Source organism: Vibrio sp. AH4 (assembly GCF_030710545.1).
Classification (GTDB): Bacteria; Pseudomonadota; Gammaproteobacteria; order Enterobacterales; family Vibrionaceae; genus Vibrio; species Vibrio metoecus.
Window position 1 is genome coordinate 1,375,725 of sequence record NZ_JALAIV010000001.1, and the last position, 24,972, is coordinate 1,400,696.

Sequence of the window (24,972 nt, forward strand, 5' to 3'; positions counted from 1 at the left end):
CAAGATTGTCCCTTTAGGGACATCGCTCCTCAGGTTTAAAGTTGGTTACTCTGCTTGCCAAGACTTTTGGGAGGTAGAATGAATTCACAGCAACTTTTTGATGATTTACAGCAGCGCGGTTTGATCGCGCAAAGCACACCTCTGGAGGCGCTGGTTGAGCGCTTTGCTACACCGCAAGTGCTGTATTGCGGTTTTGACCCCACTGCAGGCAGTTTGCACATCGGTCATTTGGTGCCACTGCTGATGCTTAAGCGTTTTCAAAACGCCGGACACCAAGCGATTGCGCTTATCGGTGGTGCCACAGGCATGATTGGTGATCCAAGCTTTAAAGCTAACGAGCGGGTGCTCAATAGTGCGCAAACCGTGCAGCAGTGGGTGAGTGATTTAAGCCAGCAAATCACGCAATTGATGGCCTCGCAGAGCGAAAACTGCGCATCGCTGATGACCGTCAATAATGCTGATTGGATCGGCAAGATCAATCTGATCGATTTTTTCCGCGATGTGGGCAAGCACTTTTCAGTCAATACTATGATCAATCGTGAATCGGTAAAGCAGCGTTTGGCGCGTCCGGATCAAGGCATCTCTTTTACTGAGTTCAGTTACTCTTTGCTGCAATCCTATGACTTTGCGCATCTCAATCGTGAGTTTGGCTGCACACTGCAAATCGGTGGTAATGATCAGTGGGGCAATATTGTCAGCGGAATTGATTTGACCCGTCGCCTGAATGGGGCTGAAGTGTGTGGTTTAACTCTGCCGCTCATAACCAAATCCGATGGCACTAAATTTGGCAAAACCGAAAGTGGTGCCGTGTGGCTTGAGAGCAGCAAAACCTCGCCGTATCGTTTCTACCAGTTTTGGTTAAACAGTGATGATGCGGATGTGTACCGTTTCTTGGCGTATTACACCTTTTTGAGTACCGCTGAGATTGAGGAAATCCGTCAAGCCGATACGTTACGCGCAGGCAAGCCACAAGCGCAGCAGATTTTGGCCGAACACGTGACCCGTTTTGTGCATGGTGAAGAGGGACTCGCTGCGGCGCAGCGGATTACTCAAGCGCTGTTTAGCGGCGATGTCAGCTATCTCAGCTTAAGTGAGTTGGCTCAGTTAGAGTTGGATGGTTTGCCTTGTGTGGCGGCATCGCGCACCGATTCCTTACTCGATTTGCTGCTTACCTCAGGCTTAACCAGTTCCAAGCGCCAAGCGCGCGAGTGGTTGGAGAATGGTGCGATCCGTGTCAATGGTGAGCGAGTACAGCAAGAGGGCGTGTTATCAGGCTTTGCTCTGTTTGATCGCTACTACGTGTTGCAACGTGGTAAGAAGCAGTTTGCTTTGATCAAATTGGAAGGTTTGGCTGAGTAATTACAGCGATTACACTTGGCCAAGAAAAAGCAGTGGGGTTAGCCCCACTGACTTTCAAACCAACTTTCCAGAATGATCACCGCCGATTGGCAGTCCACATTGCCTTTGCTCAGTGCTTTGTAACCGCCCATGGCGAACAGTTCTGCGCGCGCTTCGGTGGTGGAAAGGCGCTCATCATGCAGTTCCACGGGCAAACCAAAACGGCCATGCAAACGCTGAGCGAACTTCTTCGCGCGTGGGGTGATGGTGTCCAGATCTTTGCCGTGCAGATCGGTAGGCAGGCCAACAATCAATAAATTGGGTTGCCACTCTTTGATCTGCTTTTCAATTTCATCCCAATTGGGGATGCCATCATTGGCTTTAAACGCTTTCAGCGGAGACGCCGTGCCCGTGATCTCTTGACCGATTGCACTGCCAATGCTTTTGGTGCCGTAATCAAAGGCCATAACGGTACGTGACATGCGATTTCTCTTTTAATAAAAAATGTTCAATAAAAAATGACAGTAAAAATGAGGCTGCGTGATCGCAGCCTTGGATATGGTTAGGCGTGTCCGGCCTCGCTGGAAAGCTGCGCAGGAGAGATGCCGAGTTTTTGAATAGCCTTTTGCCATTTCTCATGCACGGGCGTATTAAAAATCAGCTCAGGATCTGCTTCTATGGTTAGCCACGAGTTTTCGGTGAGTTCCACCTCTAACTGGCCAGCAGACCAACCAGAATAGCCAAGCGCGACAATGTAGCCTTCAGGTTCCGCCTCGGTACCGAGTACAGTGAGAATATCCTTCGAGGTTGTGACGGCGATGTCATCAGTCATGTTCATGCTCGATTCGTAGTGATCGCGCGGACGATGCAGAATAAACCCGCGATCTTCCGACACCGGCCCCCCATTGAACACTGGCTTTTTCAGACTCTCTTGGTGTGACTGTGGGTAAGCCGGCTCGATATCGACCTGCTTGAGCATGCCGCCGACCGTAATGTCGATCGGCGCATTGATCATTAAACCCATCGCGCCGTCTTGGTTGTGCTCGCAAATATAAATCACGCTGCGCTTGAAGTAAGGATCCTTCATGCTCGGCATGGCAACCAGAAAATGATTGGTAAGATTCATACTGTGTCCAACCTCTATGTCACTGCTATGGTTGCTCACATCGCCGTCGCTTTTAAGCGACGCTCAATGGCATCCATCAACTTGCCTGTGATTGAAATATCGTACGCAGCTTCAATCTCTCGAATGCAGGTTGGGCTGGTGACGTTAATTTCGGTCAGTTTATCGCCAATGACATCTAAGCCTACAAACAGCAGCCCTTTCTCTTTGAGAGTCGGTGCGACCGCTAGGGCAATTTTCTTATCGGTTTCACTCAGTGGGCGTGGCTCACCACGACCGCCGGCCGCCAAGTTACCGCGGGTTTCCCCTTTGGCTGGAATACGCGCCAAGCAGTAAGGCATAGGTTCACCATCGACCACCAAAATGCGTTTGTCGCCATTGCTGATATCTGGCACAAAGGTCTGCGCCATGCAGTAATTCTGTCCGTGATTGGTTAAGGTTTCGATGATCACTGAGAGGTTAGGATCGCCCTCTTTAACACGGAAAATCGAAGCGCCGCCCATACCGTCGAGGGGTTTTAGGATCACGTCCCCGTGCTGTTCACGGAAGGCTTTAATCTTCTCGGCTTTACGCGTCACCATGGTGATCGGCGTCAGCTCTGGGAACCAAGCGGTGAACAGTTTTTCATTACAATCGCGTAGGCTTTGTGGTTTGTTCACTACCAATACGCCTTCATCTTCCGCGCGCTCCAAAATGTAGGTTGCGTAGATGTATTCGGTGTCGAACGGCGGATCCTTACGCATTAAAATCGCATCCAATTCAGAAAGGGCGATGGTTTGCTCGGATTTGAATTGATACCAACCGTTTGGATCTTCTTTCAGCTCGACGACCTTGGTATCGGCCAGTGCCACACCTTGCTCTAAGTGTAGGTCATTCATTTCCATATAATGGATTTCATAACCGCGACGCTGCGCTTCAAGCATCATGGCAAAGCTGGAATCTTTTTTGATGTTAATGGAAGCGATGGGGTCCATCACAATACCGAGTTTAATCATGGTTTATCTCCATTTAGCCAAGATCGCCGAAACGAACTTGTAGTGCAGTTATCGCCGTGAGCGCCGCCGTTTCTGTGCGCAGTACGCGTGGGCCTAACAAGGTTTCTTCAAACTGGTAACGGCGAGTCATATCAATTTCTTCCGCTGACAAGCCGCCTTCAGGACCAATCAGCAAACGAACTTTGCTCACTGGGGTGGGTAAGGTGTTGACCGAGTATTTAGCGCGTGGGTGCAAATTGAGTTTCAGTGCCTCGGTTGGCTCTGCACACCAAGCTTCGAGATCCATAATTGGGCGGATTTCCGGCACGGTATTACGGCCACACTGTTCACAGGCACTGATCGCAATTTTCTGCCACTGCTGAATCTTCTTCTCGAAGCGTTTTTCATCCAGCTTCACGCCACAACGCTCAGAAAGCAGAGGGGTGATGGTAGTGACACCCAATTCCACCGATTTTTGGATGGTGAACTCCATCTTATCGCCGCGTGAAATCACCTGACCAAGATGCAGATCGAGGGGCGATTCAATACTGTTTTCCACGCGCTCAGTGATATTGACCAACACCTGTTTTTTGCCGACTTCACTGATCACGGCTGGAAATTCAGCCCCAAAGCCATCGAACAGCAGCACTTCTTGTCCAGCTTGCATACGCAATACGCGACCGATATGCCCAGCGGCATCTTCACTCAGGGCTACGGTGCCAAGCTGGTGGATCGGTTCTGGATGATAAATTCGTGGGATGCGCATGCGGATAATTCCTAATCATTAAAAGAGGTTACCGTCTTCCAACTTAAAGCGGCGACTTCAGCAGGAAGAGGGATATCTGGCCTCTAACATGGATGCAAGTGGGGCAAAATACAAGGGGGCAGGGTGAGATTCTACCAATCAGTTCGGGCATTGTTCACGCACAAAGCGGTTCGAGTTGCCTTGCACTTTTTCAATCCGTTGGTCACGCACACATTCCCATTCGCTGACCGGATACTGATTGTTCCATGCCTGCATTAATTGGTTTTGCGCTTTGGAAAGTCGCAAACCGTACTGCTCACTCATGTACAGATAAGTGCGCGCAATCGCCCCGCGCGCTCGTTCAGGAGGCATGGCTTTACGCTCTTTGAAGTTCACTTGCATTTCGCACTGGCCGTAGGTGACGCCATCGACACCATTCCACTGACTGAAACTGAAGTTGGAGCGATCGCCATTCACTTCGCCAATCGCCGGAGTGAGGTTGTGCAGATCCGCTTCCATCTGATTGAACTCAGGGCTAGTACGGGTGCAGTTTTTGCGGCCACCTTGTTGCCAGCATTGTAGCTGATGACCAAATTGCCAAGCTGGGACTACATGTTCCCATTCAATACGCGAAGCACGATTCTCATTTTTACGTACTTGATAGCCGCAACTCTCCAAATCCGGGATGCCTTTTTTGCCTTGCCAGCGAATGTCGCAGCCACAGTAAAAAGAGACCGGATGATCACGATAAATCTTCACCGCTTCATTTTTGGCATGACTAAAAGACATAGGGGCGGCAAAGGTGAGGAGAGGCAAGCTCGCCATAAAAGCGGTTATTAAACGGATAATCAGCATGATAGACGTAGATAAGTAGGTTTTTTATCAGTCTAACACTCATAAATTACATTTGTCGTTGATGCTTTTGTTAGTTTTTAGCGAGGGCAAGGCAATGCCTATAGAAGTGGCCTCAGCGAGTTTTCGGTTAGGCTTGGTAGATCAAGTTTTGTTGGCAGCTTTGGCAGCGATACGTGGCTTCACCGCGCAGCACTTTATTGTGGCGACGAATGGTGAGTGGATATTCGCGGCACGCACAGCGGTAATGGAAGGTTTTGCCCTGTACTGAAGCGACAGAAAACGTGTGAGTGGTTTTTGGCTCAAGATTAAAGACTTGGCTCATCACTTGTTGCCATTCGGCACCATGTGGACGTACTCGTCCATAAAGCTGATAAGTAATGAGATGCGCGATTTCGTGTGGGATCACTTGCTGCAGGAAGTCATCGATGTTTTCGGCAAACAGCACCGGATTAAGACGAATTTCCCACAGCTGTAAATAGGCTTTACCCGCGGCGCGCCCGCGTAAACGGTAGTTGAGCTTAGGTAGTTTAAAAGGGCGTTGCAAAGTCTCGCTGGCGGTGGCGATACACTGTTTGACTCTCTGCTCAGCTTGGCAGTGCAGATCAAAACGAACCATTACGAGTACTCACTTTTATTGCAACGTCATAAAAAAGGCCCTTTCATTAGAAAGAGCCTTGAACTGTATTGCAATCCTCGCCGTTTGTCAGCGATGACTTGAAATAATGCTTACTTTAGACCAGCGAAGTCACGCAGTAGCGCGGCTTTGTCTGTCGCTTCCCAAGGGAACTCTTCACGGCCGAAGTGACCGTAAGCTGCGGTTTTCTTGTAGATAGGTTGCAGCAGGTTCAGCATCTCTTGCAGACCGTATGGACGCAGGTCGAAGAACTGGCGAACGGCTTCAATGATGATCTCTTGCGACACTTTCTCAGTACCGAAAGTTTCCACCATGATAGACGTTGGATCAGCAACACCGATTGCGTAAGAGAGTTGGATTTCACAACGATCAGCCATACCAGCAGCAACGATGTTTTTCGCAACGTAACGCGCTGCGTAAGCCGCTGAACGGTCAACCTTGGATGGATCCTTACCAGAGAATGCACCGCCACCGTGACGCGCTGCGCCGCCGTAGGTATCAACGATGATCTTACGACCGGTCAGACCACAGTCACCCATTGGACCACCGATCACGAAACGGCCGGTTGGGTTGATGAAGTATTTGGTCTCTTTGCTCAACCATTCTGCTGGCAGAACTGGCTTGATGATCTCTTCCATCACCGCTTCACGCAGATCTGGCGTTGAAATAGAGTCACAGTGCTGAGTAGACAGAACCACGGCATCAATACCCACAATCTTGCCTTGGTCGTACTGGAAGGTCACCTGAGATTTTGCATCAGGACGCAACCATGGCAGCGTGCCGTTTTTACGAACTTCTGCTTGGCGTTGCATCAGACGATGTGCATAGGTGATCGGTGCTGGCATCAGCACTTCAGTTTCGTTGGTCGCATAACCAAACATGATGCCTTGGTCGCCTGCGCCTTGCTCTTTAGGATCGGCTTTATCAACACCTTGGTTGATGTCTGGCGATTGCTTACCGATGGTGTTCAGTACCGCACAAGAGTTGGCATCAAAGCCCATGTCTGAGTGCACGTAACCAATTTCACGAACGGTTTGACGAGTTAACTCTTCGATATCAACCCAAGCGGAAGTAGTGATTTCACCACCTACCATCACCATGCCAGTTTTTACGTAAGTTTCGCAAGCAACGCGAGCTTTAGGATCTTGCTCAAGAATCGCGTCCAACACTGCATCAGAGATCTGGTCTGCAATTTTATCTGGATGGCCTTCTGATACTGATTCTGAAGTAAACAGGTGCTTAATCGCCATGATAGCTCCAATATTTGTGGTTATTCGGTAACGGCATGAAGTGGCGCTACCGATCAATTTCGTACATTTTGTAGGCGTTTCTACATCTAGACGGCTATTCTAGTGTCGAGCGCTCAAATTACAAGCTCTTTTTCTGTTTAGCTCATAACCAAACGTTTGCTTAAAAAAGTCAGCTTTGCCACTACAAAGCGAGAATGTGCTAAAAAGTGTGACAAAATCGGAGCAAAGCACCAGTAAATCGTTTGCAGCAGCAGGGGGGCTTTGCGACAATAGCCGCCACTGATTTTCCGCATCTGTTCATTTCGCTTACTTCCCATTTAGGAGTCGACATGTCTTCTCGCAAACAACTTGCCAATGCTATCCGTGCCCTGAGCATGGACGGCGTTCAAAAAGCTAACTCTGGCCACCCGGGAGCCCCAATGGGCATGGCGGATATCGCCGAAGTGCTGTGGCGTTCACACTTAAACCACAACCCACAAAACCCAAACTGGGCTGACCGCGACCGTTTTGTGCTGTCTAACGGCCACGGCTCTATGCTGATTTACTCGCTGCTGCACCTGAGCGGCTATGAGCTGTCGATTGACGATTTGAAAAACTTCCGTCAACTGCACTCAAAAACACCGGGTCACCCAGAGTACGGTTATGCACCGGGCATCGAAACCACTACGGGCCCACTAGGCCAAGGCATCACCAATGCCGTAGGTATGGCGATTGCAGAAAAAGCACTGGCGGCGCAGTTCAACAAACCGGGTCACGACATCGTTGACCATTTCACTTATGTGTTTATGGGTGATGGCTGTTTGATGGAAGGTATTTCGCACGAAGCCTGTTCACTGGCGGGTACGCTGGGCCTTGGCAAACTGATTGCGTTCTGGGATGACAACGGTATTTCTATCGATGGTCACGTTGAAGGCTGGTTCTCAGACGACACGCCAAAACGTTTTGAAGCCTACGGCTGGCATGTCATCCCAGCGGTTGACGGTCACGATGCCGATGCCATTAACGCTGCGATTGAAGCGGCGAAAGCAGAAACCTCTCGCCCAACGCTGATTTGTACCAAAACCATCATCGGTTTCGGTTCACCAAACAAAGCGGGTTCACACGACTGTCACGGCGCGCCTCTGGGTAACGATGAAATCAAAGCTGCGCGTGAATTCTTGGGTTGGGAATACGCTCCGTTTGAAATCCCGGCTGACATCTACGCAGCGTGGGATGCAAAACAAGCAGGCGCAAGCAAAGAAGCCGCTTGGGATGAGAAATTCGCCGCTTACGCGAAAGCTTATCCAGCAGAAGCTGCTGAATACAAACGCCGCGTAGCGGGCGAGCTGCCAGCGAATTGGGAAGCCGCCACCAGCGAAATTATCGCCAATCTGCAAGCGAACCCTGCCAACATCGCATCGCGTAAAGCATCACAAAATGCGCTAGAAGCGTTCGGCAAACTGCTGCCAGAATTTATGGGCGGTTCTGCTGACCTAGCGCCTTCTAACCTCACCATGTGGTCTGGCTCTCAGTCACTGACGGCAGAAGACTTCTCAGGCAACTACATCCACTACGGTGTGCGTGAGTTTGGCATGACCGCCATCATCAACGGTATCGCGCTGCACGGCGGTTTTGTCCCTTACGGTGCGACCTTCCTGATGTTCATGGAATACGCGCGTAATGCGATGCGTATGGCGGCACTGATGAAAGTGCAAAACATCCAAGTGTACACGCACGACTCGATTGGTCTGGGTGAAGATGGTCCAACCCACCAACCGGTTGAGCAAATTGCTTCTCTGCGTATGACGCCAAACATGAGCACATGGCGTCCATGTGACCAAGTGGAATCGGCAGTGGCTTGGAAACTGGCGATTGAGCGTAAAGATGCGCCATCTGCGCTGATTTTCTCACGTCAAAACCTCGCGCAGCAACCACGCAGTGCTGAGCAAGTCGCGAACATCGCCAAAGGCGGTTACATCCTGAAAGATTGTGCAGGCCAACCTGAACTGATCCTGATTGCGACCGGCTCTGAAGTTGAACTGGCGGTTGCCGCTTACGAGCAACTGAGCGCCGAAGGCAAAGCCGTTCGCGTGGTCTCTATGCCATCCACCGACGCGTTTGATAAGCAAGATGCCGCTTACCGCGAAGCCGTTCTGCCATCTGCAGTCACCAAGCGTATCGCGATTGAAGCGGGCATTGCCGACTTCTGGTACAAGTACGTTGGCTTTGGTGGTCGCATCATCGGTATGACTAGCTTCGGTGAATCAGCACCAGCGGGTGAGCTGTTCAAACTGTTTGGTTTCACGACTGAAAACGTAGTGAAACAAGCCAAAGAACTGCTGGCGTAATTAAAAGCGATTCATTTCTTTGTTACGCAAAGAAAAATCGATGATAAAAAATCCCGCTGCAGCGGGATTTTTTATTGCCACTCATCAGGCCTTGCTTGACGGAGCGCATCAATAAATAGGCGCAGCCGAAGTGGATGACGACCGAGCGGATAGAAGCAGTTGATTTCTGTTGGCTGTGATTGCCATCCGTTGACGCAAGGAATTAGGCTGCCCGGATGCGCCGTTTCAAAACCATTGGCAAACCAAGTGGGGAGCAAACCAATACCACGACCTTTAGCAATCGCATCGGCTTGCATCGCAAGATTATCGCTTTGTAAACGACTCTCTAGTGCTGGCAGTGAATAACTGCCGAACTCTGGATGGTGTAGTTCAAGCTCCGCGCGCCGACAAGCAATAAAATCAATCCATGGGTGATGGATCAGCTCACGAGGATGGGTCGGTTTATCTCGATGGGCCAAATATTTTGGAGAGGCGTAAGCGGCATAGCGCCAATAGCCTAAGCGCTCTTTGCGATAACCCATGGGGGCAGCGTGTTCAATCCAAATGATCAAATCGGGCTCAAACACCTCATCACTGTGTTGAAACTGGCTGAGTAGACGGATCTTCAATGTCGAATGCTGCTGCATAAACTCATCCAGTACTTGGCTGAGCCAGCCGCGGATCAAATTGGGGTGTACCACCAGCGTGAGTTCGCCAGTCACTTGATTGTTCAATTCTTGCAACGCTTCCTGACTTTTATTGGCCAGTTCAAGTAGCTGCTCCGAGTAAACCGCAAACACTTCTCCTGCTTTGGTGAGTGTTAAGCGGTTGCCTTGACGCATCAACAAGCTTTGTCCCAAGTCCTCTTCAAGTTGCGCCAAACGGCGACTCAGGGTGGATTTAGGCTGTTCAAGCGCTTTGGCAGCGGCAGTCAGGCTCTTATGTTGGCAAAGCGCATGGAAAGCTTTTACGGCGCTGAGATCTTGCATAGGTATTTGACCCTTAAAGAATAATTACCACAGACGTTCCATATTTGGACCGAACTATTCCATGTGTCGATCTATCTCCAGTACAGAATATATGAATAATCCGCTTCTGAAATTAAGAATAATTATCATTTAAAGGAGTGGTAAATGTCCAGATTCAATCCATCCCCCGTCAGTTTATCTGTGACACTAGGCTTAATGTTTTCGGCTAGCGCTTTTGCTCAAGACGCGACGAAAACGGATGAAACCATGGTGGTCACTGCGGCGGGATACGCGCAAGTGATTCAAAATGCGCCAGCCAGTATCAGTGTGATTTCAAGAGAAGATCTGGAATCTCGCTATTACCGTGATGTGACCGATGCGCTAAAAAGCGTACCGGGTGTGACAGTCACCGGAGGTGGCGATACTACCGACATCAGCATTCGTGGTATGGGTTCAAACTATACCCTTATCTTGGTGGATGGTAAGCGCCAAACCTCACGCCAGACCCGTCCAAACAGCGACGGCCCGGGCATTGAGCAAGGTTGGTTACCGCCACTGCAAGCGATTGAGCGCATTGAAGTGATCCGTGGCCCGATGTCTACGCTGTACGGCTCGGATGCGATTGGCGGCGTGATCAACATCATCACTCGTAAAGATCAGCAGCAGTGGTCAGGCAATGTGCAGCTATCGACCGTGGTACAAGAAAATCGCGCCTCAGGCGATGAACAAAGCGCTAATTTCTTCGTAACGGGACCTTTAAGTGAAGCTCTATCGCTGCAAGTCTACGGACAAACCACGCAACGCGATGAAGACGAAATTGAGCATGGTTACGGCGATAAATCACTGCGCAGCTTAACCTCAAAGCTCAACTACCAGCTTAATCCAGATCATCAACTGCAACTGGAAGCCGGTGTATCAGCGCAAGATCGCGAAAATAACGTGGGCAAGTCGGCGCAATCCAGCGGATGCCGAGGTACATGCAGCAATACCGATAACCAGTACCGCCGCAACCATATTGCCGTTTCTCACCAAGGGGATTGGCAGGATGTTGGGCAGTCCGATACCTATCTGCAATACGAAGAAAACACCAATCAGTCTCGTGAAATGAGCATTGATAATACGGTATTCAAATCCACGTTAGTGGCACCGATCGGCGAACATATGCTGAGTTTCGGTTTAGAGGGAAAATACGAAAGTTTAGAGGATAGCACTTCCAACAAAATTTCGTCTCGTACGCATATTTCAAACAGTCAGTGGGCGGGATTCATTGAAGATGAATGGGCGCTTGCTGAACAGTTCCGCCTGACCTTTGGTGGTCGTCTGGATCATGATAAAAACTACGGCAGCCACTTCAGCCCACGTGTGTATGGAGTATGGAATCTCGATCCAGCGTGGACAGTAAAAGGCGGCGTTTCTACTGGCTTCCGTGCACCGCAGTTACGTGAAGTAACGCCGGATTGGGGACAAGTCAGTGGCGGCGGTAATATTTACGGCAACCCTAATCTCAAGCCTGAAACATCGGTTAATAAAGAGTTGAGCTTGGTGTACAGCGCTGGTTCAGGTCTGGCGGCATCGTTGACCGCTTTCCATAATGATTTTAAAGATAAAATCACTCGCGTCGCTTGCCCTGCCAATATCTGTACTGATGGTCCAAACCAATGGGGCGCAGATCCTACTTATCGAGTCAATATCGATGAAGCGGAAACCTATGGTGCAGAAGCTACGTTAAGTCTGCCGATCACCGAAAGCGTTGAGTTGTCATCTAGCTACACTTACACCCATTCGGAGCAGAAAACCGGAGAATTTTCTGGCCGTCCCCTGCTGCAGTTACCGAAGCATCTGTTCAATGCCAACTTGAGCTGGCAAACCACAGATCGCCTCAATAGTTGGGCTAATCTCAATTATCGTGGCAAGGAGATGCAGCCGGAAGGCGGGGCGTCGAACAATGATTTCATCGCGCCAAGCTACACCTTTATCGATACCGGTGTGACTTACGCACTCACCGATAGTGCAACGATTAAAGCCGCGGTATACAACCTGTTTGATCAAGAGGTGAATTACGCGGAGTATGGCTATGTCGAAGATGGTCGCCGCTACTGGTTGGGCTTAGACATCGCCTTCTAATTGTTAGAGGTTCAGAGGATTGGCAGCAGCGCCAATCCTCTGCTTGTTTTGCGATCGGCGGTGGAATCATTTATTGCACAGGATCGCCGTGCCAAAGCGTAGAGTATCGGTTACTATTGCCAACCAATCTGAGAGCGATAGGCGAGATACGATGCTGAGGGTAGCAATTAACGGCTTTGGGCGCATTGGGCGTAACGTATTACGTGCAGTGTATGAAAGTGGTAAACGTGACCGCATTCAAGTGGTTGCGGTGAACGAGCTTGCCAAGCCAGATGCGATGGCACACCTCCTGCAGTACGATACTAGCCACGGTCGCTTTGGCAAAAAAATCAGCCATGATCAGCAGCATATCTATGTTCACCATCAAAATGGTGAGTATGACTCAATCCGCATTCTGCATCTTTCTGAAATTCCTCTCTTACCTTGGCGTGATTTAGGCGTGGATTTAGTCCTCGACTGTACAGGTGTGTATGGTTGCCAAGAGGATGGTCAGCAACACATTGATGCGGGCGCAAAGTTAGTTTTATTTTCCCATCCTGGCGCCAGCGATCTCGACAACACCATCATTTATGGTGTGAATCATGAAACCCTAACCTCTGAGCATAAAATCGTTTCTAACGGATCCTGCACCACGAATTGCATTGTGCCGATCATCAAGGTATTGGATGACGCATTTGGCATTGATTCAGGCACCATTACCACGATTCACTCATCAATGAACGATCAACAAGTGATTGATGCGTACCATACCGACTTGCGTCGTACTCGTGCCGCGAGCCAGTCCATCATTCCGGTGGATACCAAGCTGCACAAAGGTATAGAAAGAATATTTCCGAAATTTTCTAACAAATTTGAAGCGATTTCGGTGCGTGTACCGACAGTAAATGTGACCGCGATGGATTTAAGTGTCACAATTAAATCAAATGTGAAAGTTAATGACGTAAATCAAACCATTGTGAACGCATCTCAGTGTACATTACGTGGCATTGTTGACTATACTGAAGCGCCTTTGGTTTCCATCGATTTTAACCACGATCCGCACAGCGCGATTGTGGATGGAACACAAACGAGAGTCAGTAACGGGCAGTTAGTAAAAATGCTCGTTTGGTGTGATAACGAATGGGGCTTTGCCAACCGGATGTTAGATACCGCATTGGCAATGCAAGCCACGCAGTAAAGGCTAAGCATGCACATCAAATCAGGTTTGGATATTGAAACCTGAAGAACGCATCCCCATATCGGTAAACAGCTAAGATTTTACCGACTCGGCAGGGTCGCCGAGTTGCAGAATTTTCATTTCTTTAAATAGTTTGAGAGGACAAATCATGTCTGTAATCAAGATGATTGACCTGGATCTTGCAGGTAAACGCGTATTTATTCGTGCTGACCTGAACGTACCAGTAAAAGACGGCAAAGTGACTTCTGATGCACGTATCCTTGCGTCTCTACCAACAATCAAGCACTGCTTGGAAGCGGGCGCTAAAGTAATGGTCACTTCTCACTTGGGTCGCCCAACTGAAGGTGAGTATGCTGAAGAGTTCTCTCTACTACCAGTGGTTAACTACCTGAACGACGCACTAGACTGCGAAGTTCGCCTAGTTAAAGACTACATCGATGGTGTTGAACTGAACGCAGGTGAACTGGTTGTTCTGGAAAACGTTCGCTTCAACAAAGGCGAAAAGAAAAACGAAGAAGCACTGTCTAAGAAATACGCAGCACTGTGTGACGTATTCGTGATGGATGCGTTTGGTACTGCGCACCGTGCTCAAGCTTCTACTCACGGCGTTGGTATGTTTGCTCCTATCGCTTGTGCAGGTCCTCTACTGGCTGACGAACTTGAAGCGCTAGGCAAAGCAATGGACAAACCAGCTCGTCCAATGGTGGCTATCGTTGGTGGTTCAAAAGTTTCTACTAAACTGACTGTACTTGAGTCACTGTCAAAAATTGCTGACCAACTGGTTGTTGGTGGTGGTATCGCGAACACTTTCATCGCGGCAGCGGGTCACAACGTAGGTAAGTCTCTGTACGAAGCTGACCTTGTTGAAACAGCGAAGAAACTGATGGAAGAGTGTGCAATTCCTGTTGCAACTGACGTAGCGTGTGCCAAAGCATTCGATGAGAACGCAGAAGCAGAAATCAAACACGTTTCTGAAGTTCAAGACGACGACATGATTTTCGACTTGGGTCCAAATTCAACGGCTGAACTGGCTGAGATCCTGAAAAACGCGAAAACTATCCTGTGGAATGGCCCAGTAGGCGTATTCGAATTCAAGAACTTTGAAGCGGGTACTCGTGGTATCGCAGAAGCGATCGCGAAATCTGAAGGCTTCTCTGTTGCGGGTGGCGGTGACACGCTAGCGGCGATCGACAAGTTTGGCATCAAAGCCGATGTTTCTTACATCTCAACAGGCGGCGGTGCATTCCTTGAGTTCGTTGAAGGTAAAAAACTGCCTGCAGTTGAAATGCTGGAAGCGCGCGCTAAAGCGTAATGATCAAATGAGAGCGGGAGACAACTCCCGCTTTCTTGTTTGCTGCACGGCGAGTATTTCTTTGGTAGAATGCCGCGATTGGTGAGCAAACGTTTGCAAGAATTGAAACTTACCGTTTTTATTTTTAAAACGACAGAAAATAGGATTCCATCCATGTCTAAGATCTTTGATTTTGTAAAACCTGGTGTTATTTCTGGTGATGACGTACAGAAAGTTTTTGAAGTAGCAAAACAAAATGGCTTTGCACTTCCAGCAGTAAACTGTGTAGGTACTGACTCTGTAAACGGCGTTCTAGAAGCAGCAGCAAAAGTGAAAGCGCCTGTTATCGTTCAGTTCTCTAACGGTGGCGCAGCATTCTTTGCTGGTAAAGGTCTGAAACTTGAAGGTCAAAAAGCGCAAATCCTAGGCGCGATTGCAGGTGCAAAATACGTTCACTCTGTAGCAGAAGCTTACGGTATTCCAGTGATCCTGCACACTGACCACGCAGCGAAAAACCTACTTCCTTGGATCGACGGTCTGCTAGACGCAGGTGAAAAACACTTCGCAGAAACGGGCAAACCACTGTTCTCTTCTCACATGATCGATCTGTCTGAAGAGTCTCTGGAAGAGAACATTGCAATCTCTGCAAAATACCTAGAGCGCATGGCGAAAATGAACATGACTCTGGAGATCGAACTGGGTTGTACTGGTGGTGAAGAAGACGGTGTTGATAACTCTGACATGGATTCTTCTGAACTGTACACTTCTCCAGAAGACGTGGCATACGCTTACGAGAAACTGAATGCAATCAGCCATCGTTTCACTATCGCTGCTTCTTTCGGTAACGTACACGGCGTTTACAAGCCAGGTAACGTAGTTCTGACTCCAACTATCCTACGCGATTCTCAAAAATACGTTTCTGAGAAGTTTGGTTTGCCAGAAAACTCACTGAACTTCGTATTCCACGGCGGTTCAGGTTCTTCTCTGGAAGAAATCCGTGAGTCTATCTCTTACGGTGTAATCAAAATGAACATCGATACTGATACTCAGTGGGCAACATGGGATGGTATTCGTCTGTATGAAGCGAAAAACCATGACTACCTGCAAGGTCAAATCGGTAACCCAACGGGTGAAGATGCACCGAACAAGAAATACTACGATCCACGCGTATGGCTGCGTGCTGGTCAAGCGGCAATGGTTGCTCGCCTAGAGAAAGCATTTGCTGACCTGAATGCGATTGACGTACTGTAATTTGCATTAAGTCTTTATGATTAAGAAGCCCGCCTTGAGCGGGTTTCTTTTTTTACGCTATCTCATTTTGATGGATAGCGGAGTGCTAGAATATTGTTTAACCTGTAACCGTGGCGTAGCAAATTCTACGTAACTGTTTGTGATTCTTTACCAAATTCTGACTTTGCGAAAGTTTGAGTTTGCGTTATTGTGCCAAAATTCTGACATTTGGCGGTTGCTTTGTGCGTTCTCTTGTTGAGCTTTCGCAATTCCCGCTAATATTTCATCAATTCTGAGAGGAAAACACTATGGCTGGTGAATCGATTGGTGTAGAAGCACCTATCGTTGAGAGTTTTAATCAGGTCAACACTTGGTTAACCAATAATTCGGATCTTTTGGTTCAGTATGGTGTGAATGTGATTTCCGCTATCCTGATCTTGTTTATCGGTAACCTTGTGGTTAAAGCGGTAGCAGGTAGCGTTGCCAACGTATTGAAAAAGAAAGAGATGGATAAGGCTGTCGTGGAGTTTATCCACGGTCTTGTACGTTACACGCTGTTTATTATTGTGTTGATTGCAGCGTTGAGTCGTATTGGTGTCCAGACGGCTTCTGTCGTAGCGGTGATCGGTGCTGCGGGTCTGGCTGTTGGCTTAGCTCTACAAGGTTCGCTGTCTAATTTTGCGGCAGGTGTACTGATTGTGGCATTCCGTCCATTCAAATCCGGTGATTATGTGGAAATTGGTGGCGTCGCCGGCTCGGTTGATTCTATTCAAATTTTCCAAACGGTTCTGAAAAGCCCAGATAACAAAATGGTTGTGGTGCCAAACTCGGCGGTCATTGGCGGTGCGATCACCAACTATTCACGTCATGAGACGCGTCGTGTCGATATGGTGATCGGTGTGTCTTACAAGTCTGATCTGCAGAAAACTAAGCGTGTTCTGCGTGAGACGCTGGAAAAAGATCCTCGTATCCTAAAAAATCCTGATATGACGATTGGTGTGCTGACTCTGGCGGATTCATCAATCAACTTTGTCGTACGTCCATGGTGTAAAACATCGGACTACTGGGCGGTGTACTTTGATTCAATGCAAGCGATCAAAGAAGCACTGGATGCCAACGGTATTGAAATTCCATTCCCACAAATGGATGTGCATCTCAACAAACTCAACTAATTGTTGTGCAATACAAAAAAGCGGAGTGTTTACTCCGCTTTTTTTATCTTTGAGATCCTTTTCCTACTTGAAGCTGCATCAATGTTGGCCACGTACAACTCCAAGTCGTTTGGTTATAACGTGAATCTTAATTAGTTTAACCAGTGATTGAGATATAAGTTCTTAGTCAAAGCAAAGGCAATAATGAACATCATTGCTGCGACTGCCATATCAATCACTTGTCTCACCCTCGGTTTAGAGAGTGTAGTGCTGAGTTTAGCCGCACCGAGTGATAGGGTAAAAAACCACACGAATGAGGCGAGAATGGTACCAATGGCAAATGAGATACGCTCATCACCTTGGAATTGGCCACCGATTGATCCCAAGATCACCACCGTATCCAAATAGAGATGTGGGTTAAACACGGTGACGGCAAAAGCACCGAAGATCACCGCTTTACGCCCAGTCGATGTAAGGCTAGAGGATGAATTCGAGGTTTGTGTGGGCTTGAGTGCGGCACGGAGTGAGAGGAAACCATAAGCACAGAGAAACAAAATGCCGCCCAAGGTGACACCAATTAACAAGCTGGTATTTTGCGAGATGAGAGCACCACCACCAAAAATCCCCAGCGTGATAAAAATCATATCCAGCACCCCACAAGTGGCTGCGGTGGTTAAGTGATGATGACGTTTAATCCCTTGATTTAATACATAAGCATTTTGAGCGCCAATGGGAATAATCATGGTTGCACCCAAGCTGAATCCTTGTAGCAGAATCCACCAGTTCATTTTTTACCTCATACCGCATGATTGGAGTGTTATTTCGTTCCGATTTGAAGCCGCAACGCTAAGTCGGAAAGGGATAGGCTGAGCAAGATAATAATTTGAAGTGGATAAGTATAATTAATGATTTTAATATCATATTAACTTAGCTAATAAATGGAACGGAGAAGCAATGCGTGGTCTGGATTATCGATGGATTGAAGCTCTAGATAGTGTGGTGAGTAAAGGTAGTTTTGAACGAGCGGCTGAGCAGCTGTTTATCTCTCAATCTGCAGTATCACAACGGATTAAACAGTTAGAAAAATATTTAGCCCAGCCAGTGTTGATTCGTGAGCAGCCACCAAGGCCGACCTTGGTCGGCAAAAAGTTGCTTGGGCTCTATCGCCGAGTCTGTTTAATTGAGCAAGAGTTGGTTCCGGAGTTAACTAATCAAGAGCATGTTCGCCCGGTTTCTATGTCGATTGCCACCAATGCGGATAGTTTAGCGACTTGGTTGTTACCCGCGTTGGATAAGGTGATGAAAAGCCGCCAAGTGGAATTGAATCTGGTGATTTATGGTGAGTCACGGACCCTCGATAAGCTCAAAAATGGTGAGGTGGTGGGCGCAATCAGTTTGGAACCACAGCCGATCACTGGGTGTAGCGCTGAGTATTTAGGTCAAATGGAGTATTTGTGCGTTGCAAGCCCAGAGTTTTATCAAAAATACTTCGCGAAGGGGGTCAACCCGCGTTCATTAATCAAAGCACCAGCGGTCTCTTACGATCAATATGACGAGTTGCACAATAAATTCTTATGGGACTACTTTGCAGTGCCGCGCGATAAAGTGATTAACCATACCGTCGGTAGCTCAGAAGCTTTTGTCCGTTTAGCGCTGTCTGGTGCGGCTTACTGTTTGATCCCTCGTTTGCAGATCATTTCGGAATTGGAAAGTGGAGCGTTAATCAATATGACACCGGAGTTTATGTTGTCATATCCGATATTTTGGCATCACTGGCAGCTAGAAACAGGCGTGTTACTTGAAATCAGTCAAGCGATTACAAGGTATGCGAAGAGTGTTCTTCCCCAATAATCGGTCGAGTCAAAGTTGTGTGATTTTTATGCGTAGACACTGAATCTATGCACTGCTTAGCTTATGATGTGGGCAGTCGATGACATTAAGGATCGAAACGATGAAATTATTTGCACCAGTGGTTTTACTTTTATCTGTTCTCTCAACCCCTACTTTTGCGCAGGAATGGGATTTTCCACATATTTCGACTTCAGGTTATGGTGAAGTCACTGCGGTACCTGATATGGCAGAGTTTTCGGTTAAGGTTGTTGAATCGACAATGAATGCCGAACAAGCGAAAGCGGCGGTGGATAAAGCGGTCACTGAATTCACTTCAAAATTGGTGAAATCTGGTGTGGCGCAGCAGAATATCTCTAGCTCGAATCTGTACATCAACCCGCAATATCACTACCCAGCAAATGGCAAGCCAGAGTTAGTGGGTTATCAAGCCTCTCGCTCGATTACCGTGAGAGTGGAAGAGGTGAGTAAGCTCAATCAATATCTCGATATCGCGTTAGAGTCTGGCATCAATCAAGTCAATAGCATTCAACTTAAGGTACGAGATCAAGATAAATACCAGCAGCAAGCGCGCATGGCAGCGATTGAAGACGCCAAGTTAAAAGCACAATCTTTGGCTAAAGGTTTTGAACGTAAATTGGAAGGTGTTTGGCGAGTGGATTACAACACTCCGAGTGTTGAGCCGATCATGATGCGTTCTGCGAATCTGAGCGAAAAAATGGATGTAGCGGATACCTATCAAGAGTCATCTTTAGTGATCCGTGACCGAGTCGATGTGGTGTACAAACTGGCTCCATAGTCGGTAGCTTACCAGCAAGATGAATGAAAGAGAGGTGATATGAATCCCTCTCTTTTTTGTCATTCCTAAACTACCGCTTTTAGTGGTGGTGATGTTTGAGTCTTAAACTGCGAGTTAGGCTAGTGGTGAAGGGGGTTCTTGATGCCAGCTCCCCGACTTCCCAAGTCAGAAATCACAATGAGATTATCTATCTCATTGTGATTTCATATTAATTTGATGGTTGTCATATTTTCATTACAGTTAGACTAAAGTCTAATTTTGCCGAATTATTGAGCTAATCTGGGTAATAAGTAAACTGCTGACTTTTTCATCAGTAATGCTCGTTGATTGAAAGAAAGTCATAGTGACTTTCTGCCCTGCTTAGGCATCGGAAATCAAACACACTGAGCAATTGAGAGGCAGTGTATGTTGAATCATCTTCTGGTCAGGCTGACAATAGGCTGTTTGTTGGTATTAGGCATTAAGCTCAGCGCACTTTATTTTTTACCTATGGTGCTTTTGCTCAATACCCATCACAAAGAGTTTTTCGGTTGGTAATAAAAAACGGAGCCCAATAGGCTCCGTTTTTTATATCGTTTTCAGCGGCGGGTTTAGTACCGCCGCATCATTCGATTACAGTACGTGTACTGAAGCAGTGTTTGTTGTGCCAGAAGCAACCAGTGCGCCTGAAACCATCACTACGATATCGCCTTTCTTACCTAGGCCAGATTGCAGAGCAATCTCTTTACCTAAGTGGTAGAAAGCGTCAGTGTTGTCAATTGATTCAACCACAACAGGAGTTACGCCTTTAGACAGCACAAGCTGAGCCGCGGTTTTCTTGTTAGTGGTCACTGCAATGATGTTTGCAGTTGGGAAGTATTTACGGATTGAACGCGCTGATTTACCCGCTTCAGTTGCCACGATGATCAGTGGAGCAGCCAGTTTCTCAGCGGTGTCTACCGCACCTTTACATACTGCTTCAGTGATGCGCAGGCGTGGGCTATCTAGGCGTGAGCCTAGCTCAGCTTTCAGTACTGAATCAGTACGGTTCGCAATTTGCGCCATGATTTTCACAGCTTCAACTGGGTACTTGCCTTTCGCAGTTTCGCCAGACAGCATTACAGCGTCAGTACCGTCCATGATCGCGTTAGCAACGTCACCCGCTTCTGCACGAGTTGGACGTGGGTTTTTGATCATAGAATCCAGCATTTGAGTTGCAGTGATAACCACTTTACGTGCGCGGTTACATTTCTCGATCATCATCTTTTGAGCGAAGATTACTTCTTCCGCTGGGATTTCCACACCTAGGTCGCCACGAGCAACCATGATGCCGTCAGACAGCTCAAGGATCTCATCGAAGTTGTCCAAGCCTTCTTGGTTTTCGATTTTAGAGATGATTTGGATGTTTTGACCGCCGTGAACAGCTAGAACTTCACGGATTTCTTTTACGTCAGAACCTTTACGGATGAAAGAAGCAGCAACGAAATCAACGCCTTGCTCACAACCAAATTTCAGGTCATTTTTGTCTTTTTCAGACAGTGCTGGCAGATTGACAGAAACACCTGGCAGGTTAACGCCTTTGTTTTCGCCCAGAGCACCGTTGTTCAGAACTTTACACTTCACTTCAGTGTCTGTTGTTGCAAGCACTTCCATTTCGATTAGACCATCGTCAACCAGAATACGGTTGCCAACGTTCAGGTCTTTAGCAAAGCCAGAGTAAGTTACCGCTACGCGATCTTTGTTACCTACAACAGTAATGTCTGTTGTGAAAGTGAACTCTTGACCCGCAACCAGATCCACATCATCACCGTTTTCCAGTTTGATAGTACGGATTTCAGGGCCTTTAGTATCTAGCAAAATCGCCAGTTGTTTACCGGTCACTTCCATTACTTTACGGAAGTTAGCGATACGAGTGCCGTGCTCAACGTAGTCACCGTGAGAGAAGTTCAGGCGCATTACGTTCATGCCTGAGTTAACCAGTTCAGTTAGCTTCTCTACAGACTCAGTTTTAGGGCCAATCGTACATACGATTTTGGTCTTTTTCATGGAAGAGTTTCTCCGATAAACAAAATGATTTTGAAGTTGGTTGTTAGTTCTGAAGTGTTCTCGGTGGTGGCAACTTTATTTCGTCAATTGCCAAGTCTAGCTCACGAGTCTCTCGCACTCCAAAACTGAAAGTCTTTCAACAGATTTAGTCATTTTATGACTGACTGTTTGATCAAAAATTTCAGAAAATTCGCCACTTAGCGCCAATGTACTGGGGGCTGTAGGCGTACTTTTTACTCAGTTCTGTAATTTTTTTTCTTTTCGAGGCCGAATTCTACCACTGAATGATAGCAATATCACTGTCTAAGAATTGTCTTAGGACAAGGTTTTAGCGTGAAATATTAATTTTTTGTATCGAAATAAATGGACTTAATTGTTTCGACCTAACTATAATTGCTTTCGATTCGTAACTTAAAATGTGTTTGTAAATGTCGAAACGAAATACACAACTGAGAAGACACACTATTGTGAAGTTAGTAAACGAGCAAGGTGAGGTGAGTGTTGAAGCTCTCTCTTCTCAGTTTGAAACCTCAGAAGTCACTATTCGTAAAGATCTCGCTTCTCTTGAGAAAAATGGTCAGTTGTTACGCCGCTATGGTGGTGCGATCGCTCTGCCAAAAGAAGTCATGCATGATGAAATGAATGAAAAAGTTTCAGTTCGAAAGATTTTTCTGGCTAAGGCTGCTGCTAAATTGATCCGAGACCATAACCGAATTGTTATCGATAGCGGCAGTACAACCGCGGCCTTAATTCAGCAATTAAATGACAAACGTGGCTTGGTCGTGATGACCAACTCATTGCACGTTGCCAATGCTTTAAATGAGCTGGAAAACGAACCCACACTGCTGATGACTGGCGGTACATGGGATACCCATTCTGAATCCTTCCAAGGCAAAGTCGCGGAATCGGTACTGCGTTCCTACGATTTTGACCAACTGTTTATCGGTGCAGATGGCATCGACCTCGACCGTGGCACAACCACGTTTAATGAGTTGGTTGGGCTAAGCAAAGTGATGGCCGAAGTCTCACGCGAAGTGATTGTGATGATTGAATCAGACAAAGTCGGACGCAAGATCCCGAACTTAGAATTGAGTTGGGATTGTATCGATGTGTTAGTCACCGACCATGAGCTGAGTGACGAATTTGCCAAACAGATTGAATCTCACCAAGTTCGGGTTATTCGTGCCACGGTGAAATAAAAAATCCTTCAGCGCTATTCACGTTGAGTAAAAGCGCGACAGTATAAAAATATGGAGTTTTAAATATGTGTGGAATTGTTGGTGCGGTTGCACAACGCGATGTTGCTGAAATTTTAGTACAAGGCTTGCGCCGTCTTGAATACCGAGGGTATGACTCAGCGGGTATTGCGGTAGTCGATAGTGATAAACAACTCACTCGTGTACGCCGATTGGGCAAAGTGCAAGAACTGGCCGATGCCGTTGAAGCGGCGCAAGTCGCGGGCGGAACGGGTATTGCACATACCCGTTGGGCAACCCATGGCGAACCTTCAGAAATTAATGCGCACCCGCATCTTTCTGGTGATATTACCGTGGTACATAACGGCATTATCGAAAACCATGAAATGTTACGTACCATGCTGCAAGAGCGTGGTTATGTGTTTACTTCGCAAACCGATACTGAAGTGATCGCCCATTTGGTGGAATGGGAACTGCGCAGCGCGGCTTCTTTGTTGGAAGCCGTGCAAGCAACAGTGAAACAACTTACCGGCGCTTATGGCACGGTAGTGATGGATCGTAAAGACCCTTCGCGCTTAGTTGTGGCGCGCTCAGGAAGCCCAATTGTGATTGGTTTTGGTATTGGTGAAAACTTCCTCGCGTCAGATCAACTCGCGCTACTTAATGTAACGCGCCGCTTTATGTATCTCGAAGAAGGTGATGTTGCGGAAATGACTCGCCGTGAAGTTCACGTGTTTGATGCTGCAGGTCACGCTGTGCAACGTGAAATCCGCGAATCGAACTTAGAGCACGATGCCGCGGACAAAGGTCACTATCGCCACTACATGCAAAAAGAGATTTTCGAGCAGCCAAAGGCGCTGATCAACACCATGGAAGGGCGTATTACCCATGACAGCGTGGTGGTCGAAAGTATTGGTGTACACGCAGCAGAAATTTTGGCGAAAGTGGAACATGTACAGATCGTCGCCTGCGGTACCTCTTACAACGCAGGGATGACGGCACGTTACTGGTTTGAATCGTTAGCGGGTGTGAGTTGTGATGTCGAAATTGCGTCTGAATTCCGCTACCGAAAATTTGTTACCCGTCCTAACAGCTTGCTGATTACCTTATCGCAATCCGGTGAAACGGCCGATACCTTAGCCGCGCTGCGTTTAGCGAAAGAGAAAGGTTACATGGCAGCGATGACGATTTGTAACGTTGCGGGCTCTTCTCTCGTGCGTGAATCCGATTTCGCGTTTATGACCCGTGCCGGAACGGAAATTGGTGTGGCGTCAACTAAAGCCTTTACTACTCAGCTTGTTACGTTACTGATGCTGGTGACTGCGCTAGGTAAGCAACAGCAACGTATTGGCCGTGAGTTAGAAACAGAGATCGTACAGGCATTGCATCAACTACCGAAGCAGATTGAAACCGCATTGTTGTTTGAAAAGCAGATCGAAACGCTCGCGGAAGACTTTGCCGATAAACACCACACTCTCTTCTTGGGGCGTGGTGAGTACTACCCGATTGCGGTAGAAGCCTCACTCAAGTTAAAAGAGATCTCTTACATTCATGCGGAAGCCTATGCCGCGGGTGAATTGAAGCATGGCCCATTAGCGTTGATCGATGCAGATATGCCAGTCGTTGTGGTTGCACCAAGCAATGAACTGTTAGAAAAGCTTAAATCCAATATTGAAGAAGTGCGTGCGCGTGGTGGTTTACTGTATGTGTTTGCCGATGAAGTGGCAGGCTTTGAAGCAGACGAAACGATGAAAATCATTGCAATGCCACATGTCAGCGAAATTGTGGCTCCGATTTATTACACCATCCCGATGCAGCTTCTGTCCTACCATGTGGCTTTAATCAAAGGTACCGATGTTGACCAACCTCGTAACCTTGCCAAAGCGGTAACCGTCGAGTAAATACTCAATAAATCGAAGGGCTACCATCTGGTAGCCC

Annotated in this window: 21 protein-coding genes; 11 read left to right on the forward strand and 10 right to left on the reverse strand. The window is 47.6% G+C overall.

Annotation, left to right across the window (positions count from 1 at the left end; translation table 11 throughout):
* Nucleotides 1–78 precede the first annotated feature (78 nt).
* A complete protein-coding gene (tyrS, locus tag MKA69_RS06560) occupies nt 79–1,359 on the forward strand; it encodes a tyrosine--tRNA ligase (RefSeq protein WP_305847716.1) in 1,281 nt (426 codons plus the stop codon).
* Nucleotides 1,360–1,397: 38 nt separating this feature from the next.
* Here tyrS and ruvX read toward each other — a convergent pair whose 3' ends face one another.
* From ruvX to metK, 7 genes are all read right to left on the reverse strand, one after another.
* Nucleotides 1,398–1,820 carry a Holliday junction resolvase RuvX gene (ruvX, locus tag MKA69_RS06565; protein ID WP_000091869.1) on the reverse strand — a complete coding sequence of 141 codons (423 nt, stop codon included), beginning with the start codon at nt 1,818–1,820 and terminating at the stop codon, nt 1,398–1,400.
* A gap of 80 nt (nt 1,821–1,900) precedes the next feature.
* Nucleotides 1,901–2,464, reverse strand: coding sequence for a YqgE/AlgH family protein (locus MKA69_RS06570; RefSeq protein ID WP_305847717.1), 564 nt, complete (start codon nt 2,462–2,464; stop codon nt 1,901–1,903).
* 35 nt (nt 2,465–2,499) lie between these two features.
* A complete protein-coding gene (gene gshB / locus MKA69_RS06575) occupies nt 2,500–3,456 on the reverse strand; it encodes a glutathione synthase (protein WP_000593310.1) in 957 nt (318 codons plus the stop codon).
* Nucleotides 3,457–3,469: 13 nt separating this feature from the next.
* Nucleotides 3,470–4,201, reverse strand: a complete 732-nt coding sequence (gene rsmE / locus MKA69_RS06580; RefSeq protein WP_305847718.1) for a 16S rRNA (uracil(1498)-N(3))-methyltransferase — start codon at nt 4,199–4,201, stop codon at nt 3,470–3,472.
* Nucleotides 4,202–4,339: 138 nt separating this feature from the next.
* Entirely contained in the window at nt 4,340–5,035 is a 696-nt protein-coding gene (gene xds / locus MKA69_RS06585) for an extracellular deoxyribonuclease Dns (protein WP_305847719.1), read from the reverse strand.
* 127 nt (nt 5,036–5,162) lie between these two features.
* A complete protein-coding gene (locus MKA69_RS06590) occupies nt 5,163–5,651 on the reverse strand; it encodes a SprT family zinc-dependent metalloprotease (protein ID WP_305847720.1) in 489 nt (162 codons plus the stop codon).
* A gap of 110 nt (nt 5,652–5,761) precedes the next feature.
* On the reverse strand, nt 5,762–6,919 hold the full coding sequence (metK, locus tag MKA69_RS06595) for a methionine adenosyltransferase (RefSeq protein ID WP_000985187.1): 1,158 nt from the start codon (nt 6,917–6,919) through the stop codon (nt 5,762–5,764).
* A gap of 329 nt (nt 6,920–7,248) precedes the next feature.
* Here metK and tkt point away from each other — a divergent pair, with 329 nt between their 5' ends.
* A complete protein-coding gene (tkt, locus tag MKA69_RS06600) occupies nt 7,249–9,246 on the forward strand; it encodes a transketolase (RefSeq protein WP_305847721.1) in 1,998 nt (665 codons plus the stop codon).
* Between the two features lie 71 nt (nt 9,247–9,317).
* On the opposite strand, the gene MKA69_RS06605 is transcribed toward tkt, so the two are convergent.
* Nucleotides 9,318–10,214: a LysR family transcriptional regulator gene (locus MKA69_RS06605; RefSeq protein WP_001153529.1), complete on the reverse strand. Its 897-nt coding sequence runs from the start codon at nt 10,212–10,214 to the stop codon at nt 9,318–9,320.
* 144 nt (nt 10,215–10,358) lie between these two features.
* On the opposite strand from MKA69_RS06605, the gene MKA69_RS06610 reads away from it, so the two are divergent.
* From MKA69_RS06610 to mscS, 5 genes are all read left to right on the forward strand, one after another.
* Nucleotides 10,359–12,317: a ligand-gated channel protein gene (locus MKA69_RS06610; RefSeq protein WP_305847722.1), complete on the forward strand. Its 1,959-nt coding sequence runs from the start codon at nt 10,359–10,361 to the stop codon at nt 12,315–12,317.
* A gap of 151 nt (nt 12,318–12,468) precedes the next feature.
* The gene (gene epd, locus MKA69_RS06615) at nt 12,469–13,494 is read left to right on the forward strand and encodes an erythrose-4-phosphate dehydrogenase (RefSeq protein ID WP_305847723.1); all 1,026 of its coding nucleotides are present in this window, start codon (nt 12,469–12,471) and stop codon (nt 13,492–13,494) included.
* A gap of 148 nt (nt 13,495–13,642) precedes the next feature.
* Nucleotides 13,643–14,806 carry a phosphoglycerate kinase gene (locus MKA69_RS06620; RefSeq protein WP_000111264.1) on the forward strand — a complete coding sequence of 388 codons (1,164 nt, stop codon included), beginning with the start codon at nt 13,643–13,645 and terminating at the stop codon, nt 14,804–14,806.
* 153 nt (nt 14,807–14,959) lie between these two features.
* Entirely contained in the window at nt 14,960–16,036 is a 1,077-nt protein-coding gene (gene fbaA / locus MKA69_RS06625; RefSeq protein ID WP_055028334.1) for a class II fructose-bisphosphate aldolase, read from the forward strand.
* A gap of 287 nt (nt 16,037–16,323) precedes the next feature.
* Nucleotides 16,324–17,187: a small-conductance mechanosensitive channel MscS gene (gene mscS / locus MKA69_RS06630; RefSeq protein WP_055032130.1), complete on the forward strand. Its 864-nt coding sequence runs from the start codon at nt 16,324–16,326 to the stop codon at nt 17,185–17,187.
* Between the two features lie 131 nt (nt 17,188–17,318).
* On the opposite strand, the gene MKA69_RS06635 is transcribed toward mscS, so the two are convergent.
* Nucleotides 17,319–17,954, reverse strand: coding sequence for a LysE/ArgO family amino acid transporter (locus MKA69_RS06635; RefSeq protein ID WP_055032129.1), 636 nt, complete (start codon nt 17,952–17,954; stop codon nt 17,319–17,321).
* 166 nt (nt 17,955–18,120) lie between these two features.
* On the opposite strand from MKA69_RS06635, the gene MKA69_RS06640 reads away from it, so the two are divergent.
* On the forward strand, nt 18,121–19,017 hold the full coding sequence (locus MKA69_RS06640) for a LysR family transcriptional regulator ArgP (RefSeq protein ID WP_305847724.1): 897 nt from the start codon (nt 18,121–18,123) through the stop codon (nt 19,015–19,017).
* 100 nt (nt 19,018–19,117) lie between these two features.
* Complete coding sequence (locus MKA69_RS06645; protein ID WP_055028456.1) at nt 19,118–19,813, forward strand: oxidative stress defense protein; 696 nt, start codon at nt 19,118–19,120, stop codon at nt 19,811–19,813.
* A gap of 612 nt (nt 19,814–20,425) precedes the next feature.
* Here the strand turns inward: MKA69_RS06645 and pykF are convergent.
* Nucleotides 20,426–21,838, reverse strand: coding sequence for a pyruvate kinase PykF (gene pykF, locus MKA69_RS06650; RefSeq protein WP_305847725.1), 1,413 nt, complete (start codon nt 21,836–21,838; stop codon nt 20,426–20,428).
* A gap of 428 nt (nt 21,839–22,266) precedes the next feature.
* On the opposite strand from pykF, the gene MKA69_RS06655 reads away from it, so the two are divergent.
* Together MKA69_RS06655 and glmS are read left to right on the forward strand one after the other, a co-directional pair.
* Nucleotides 22,267–23,037, forward strand: coding sequence for a DeoR/GlpR family DNA-binding transcription regulator (locus MKA69_RS06655; protein WP_305847726.1), 771 nt, complete (start codon nt 22,267–22,269; stop codon nt 23,035–23,037).
* Between the two features lie 65 nt (nt 23,038–23,102).
* Nucleotides 23,103–24,935, forward strand: a complete 1,833-nt coding sequence (gene glmS, locus MKA69_RS06660; protein ID WP_055035062.1) for a glutamine--fructose-6-phosphate transaminase (isomerizing) — start codon at nt 23,103–23,105, stop codon at nt 24,933–24,935.
* Nucleotides 24,936–24,972 lie beyond the last annotated feature (37 nt).

Excerpts from the sequence above, each read along its gene's own strand:
- tyrS (WP_305847716.1), top strand. The coding sequence starts at position 79 with ATGAATTCACAGCAACTTTTTGATGATTTACAGCAGCGCGGTTTGATC.
- ruvX (WP_000091869.1), bottom strand. The coding sequence starts at position 1,820 with ATGTCACGTACCGTTATGGCCTTTGATTACGGCACCAAAAGCATTGGC.
- MKA69_RS06570 (WP_305847717.1), bottom strand. The coding sequence starts at position 2,464 with ATGAATCTTACCAATCATTTTCTGGTTGCCATGCCGAGCATGAAGGAT.
- gshB (WP_000593310.1), bottom strand. The coding sequence starts at position 3,456 with ATGATTAAACTCGGTATTGTGATGGACCCCATCGCTTCCATTAACATC.
- rsmE (WP_305847718.1), bottom strand. The coding sequence starts at position 4,201 with ATGCGCATCCCACGAATTTATCATCCAGAACCGATCCACCAGCTTGGC.
- xds (WP_305847719.1), bottom strand. The coding sequence starts at position 5,035 with ATGCTGATTATCCGTTTAATAACCGCTTTTATGGCGAGCTTGCCTCTC.
- MKA69_RS06590 (WP_305847720.1), bottom strand. The coding sequence starts at position 5,651 with ATGGTTCGTTTTGATCTGCACTGCCAAGCTGAGCAGAGAGTCAAACAG.
- metK (WP_000985187.1), bottom strand. The coding sequence starts at position 6,919 with ATGGCGATTAAGCACCTGTTTACTTCAGAATCAGTATCAGAAGGCCAT.
- tkt (WP_305847721.1), top strand. The coding sequence starts at position 7,249 with ATGTCTTCTCGCAAACAACTTGCCAATGCTATCCGTGCCCTGAGCATG.
- MKA69_RS06605 (WP_001153529.1), bottom strand. The coding sequence starts at position 10,214 with ATGCAAGATCTCAGCGCCGTAAAAGCTTTCCATGCGCTTTGCCAACAT.
- MKA69_RS06610 (WP_305847722.1), top strand. The coding sequence starts at position 10,359 with ATGTCCAGATTCAATCCATCCCCCGTCAGTTTATCTGTGACACTAGGC.
- epd (WP_305847723.1), top strand. The coding sequence starts at position 12,469 with ATGCTGAGGGTAGCAATTAACGGCTTTGGGCGCATTGGGCGTAACGTA.
- MKA69_RS06620 (WP_000111264.1), top strand. The coding sequence starts at position 13,643 with ATGTCTGTAATCAAGATGATTGACCTGGATCTTGCAGGTAAACGCGTA.
- fbaA (WP_055028334.1), top strand. The coding sequence starts at position 14,960 with ATGTCTAAGATCTTTGATTTTGTAAAACCTGGTGTTATTTCTGGTGAT.
- mscS (WP_055032130.1), top strand. The coding sequence starts at position 16,324 with ATGGCTGGTGAATCGATTGGTGTAGAAGCACCTATCGTTGAGAGTTTT.
- MKA69_RS06635 (WP_055032129.1), bottom strand. The coding sequence starts at position 17,954 with ATGAACTGGTGGATTCTGCTACAAGGATTCAGCTTGGGTGCAACCATG.
- MKA69_RS06640 (WP_305847724.1), top strand. The coding sequence starts at position 18,121 with ATGCGTGGTCTGGATTATCGATGGATTGAAGCTCTAGATAGTGTGGTG.
- MKA69_RS06645 (WP_055028456.1), top strand. The coding sequence starts at position 19,118 with ATGAAATTATTTGCACCAGTGGTTTTACTTTTATCTGTTCTCTCAACC.
- pykF (WP_305847725.1), bottom strand. The coding sequence starts at position 21,838 with ATGAAAAAGACCAAAATCGTATGTACGATTGGCCCTAAAACTGAGTCT.
- MKA69_RS06655 (WP_305847726.1), top strand. The coding sequence starts at position 22,267 with ATGTCGAAACGAAATACACAACTGAGAAGACACACTATTGTGAAGTTA.
- glmS (WP_055035062.1), top strand. The coding sequence starts at position 23,103 with ATGTGTGGAATTGTTGGTGCGGTTGCACAACGCGATGTTGCTGAAATT.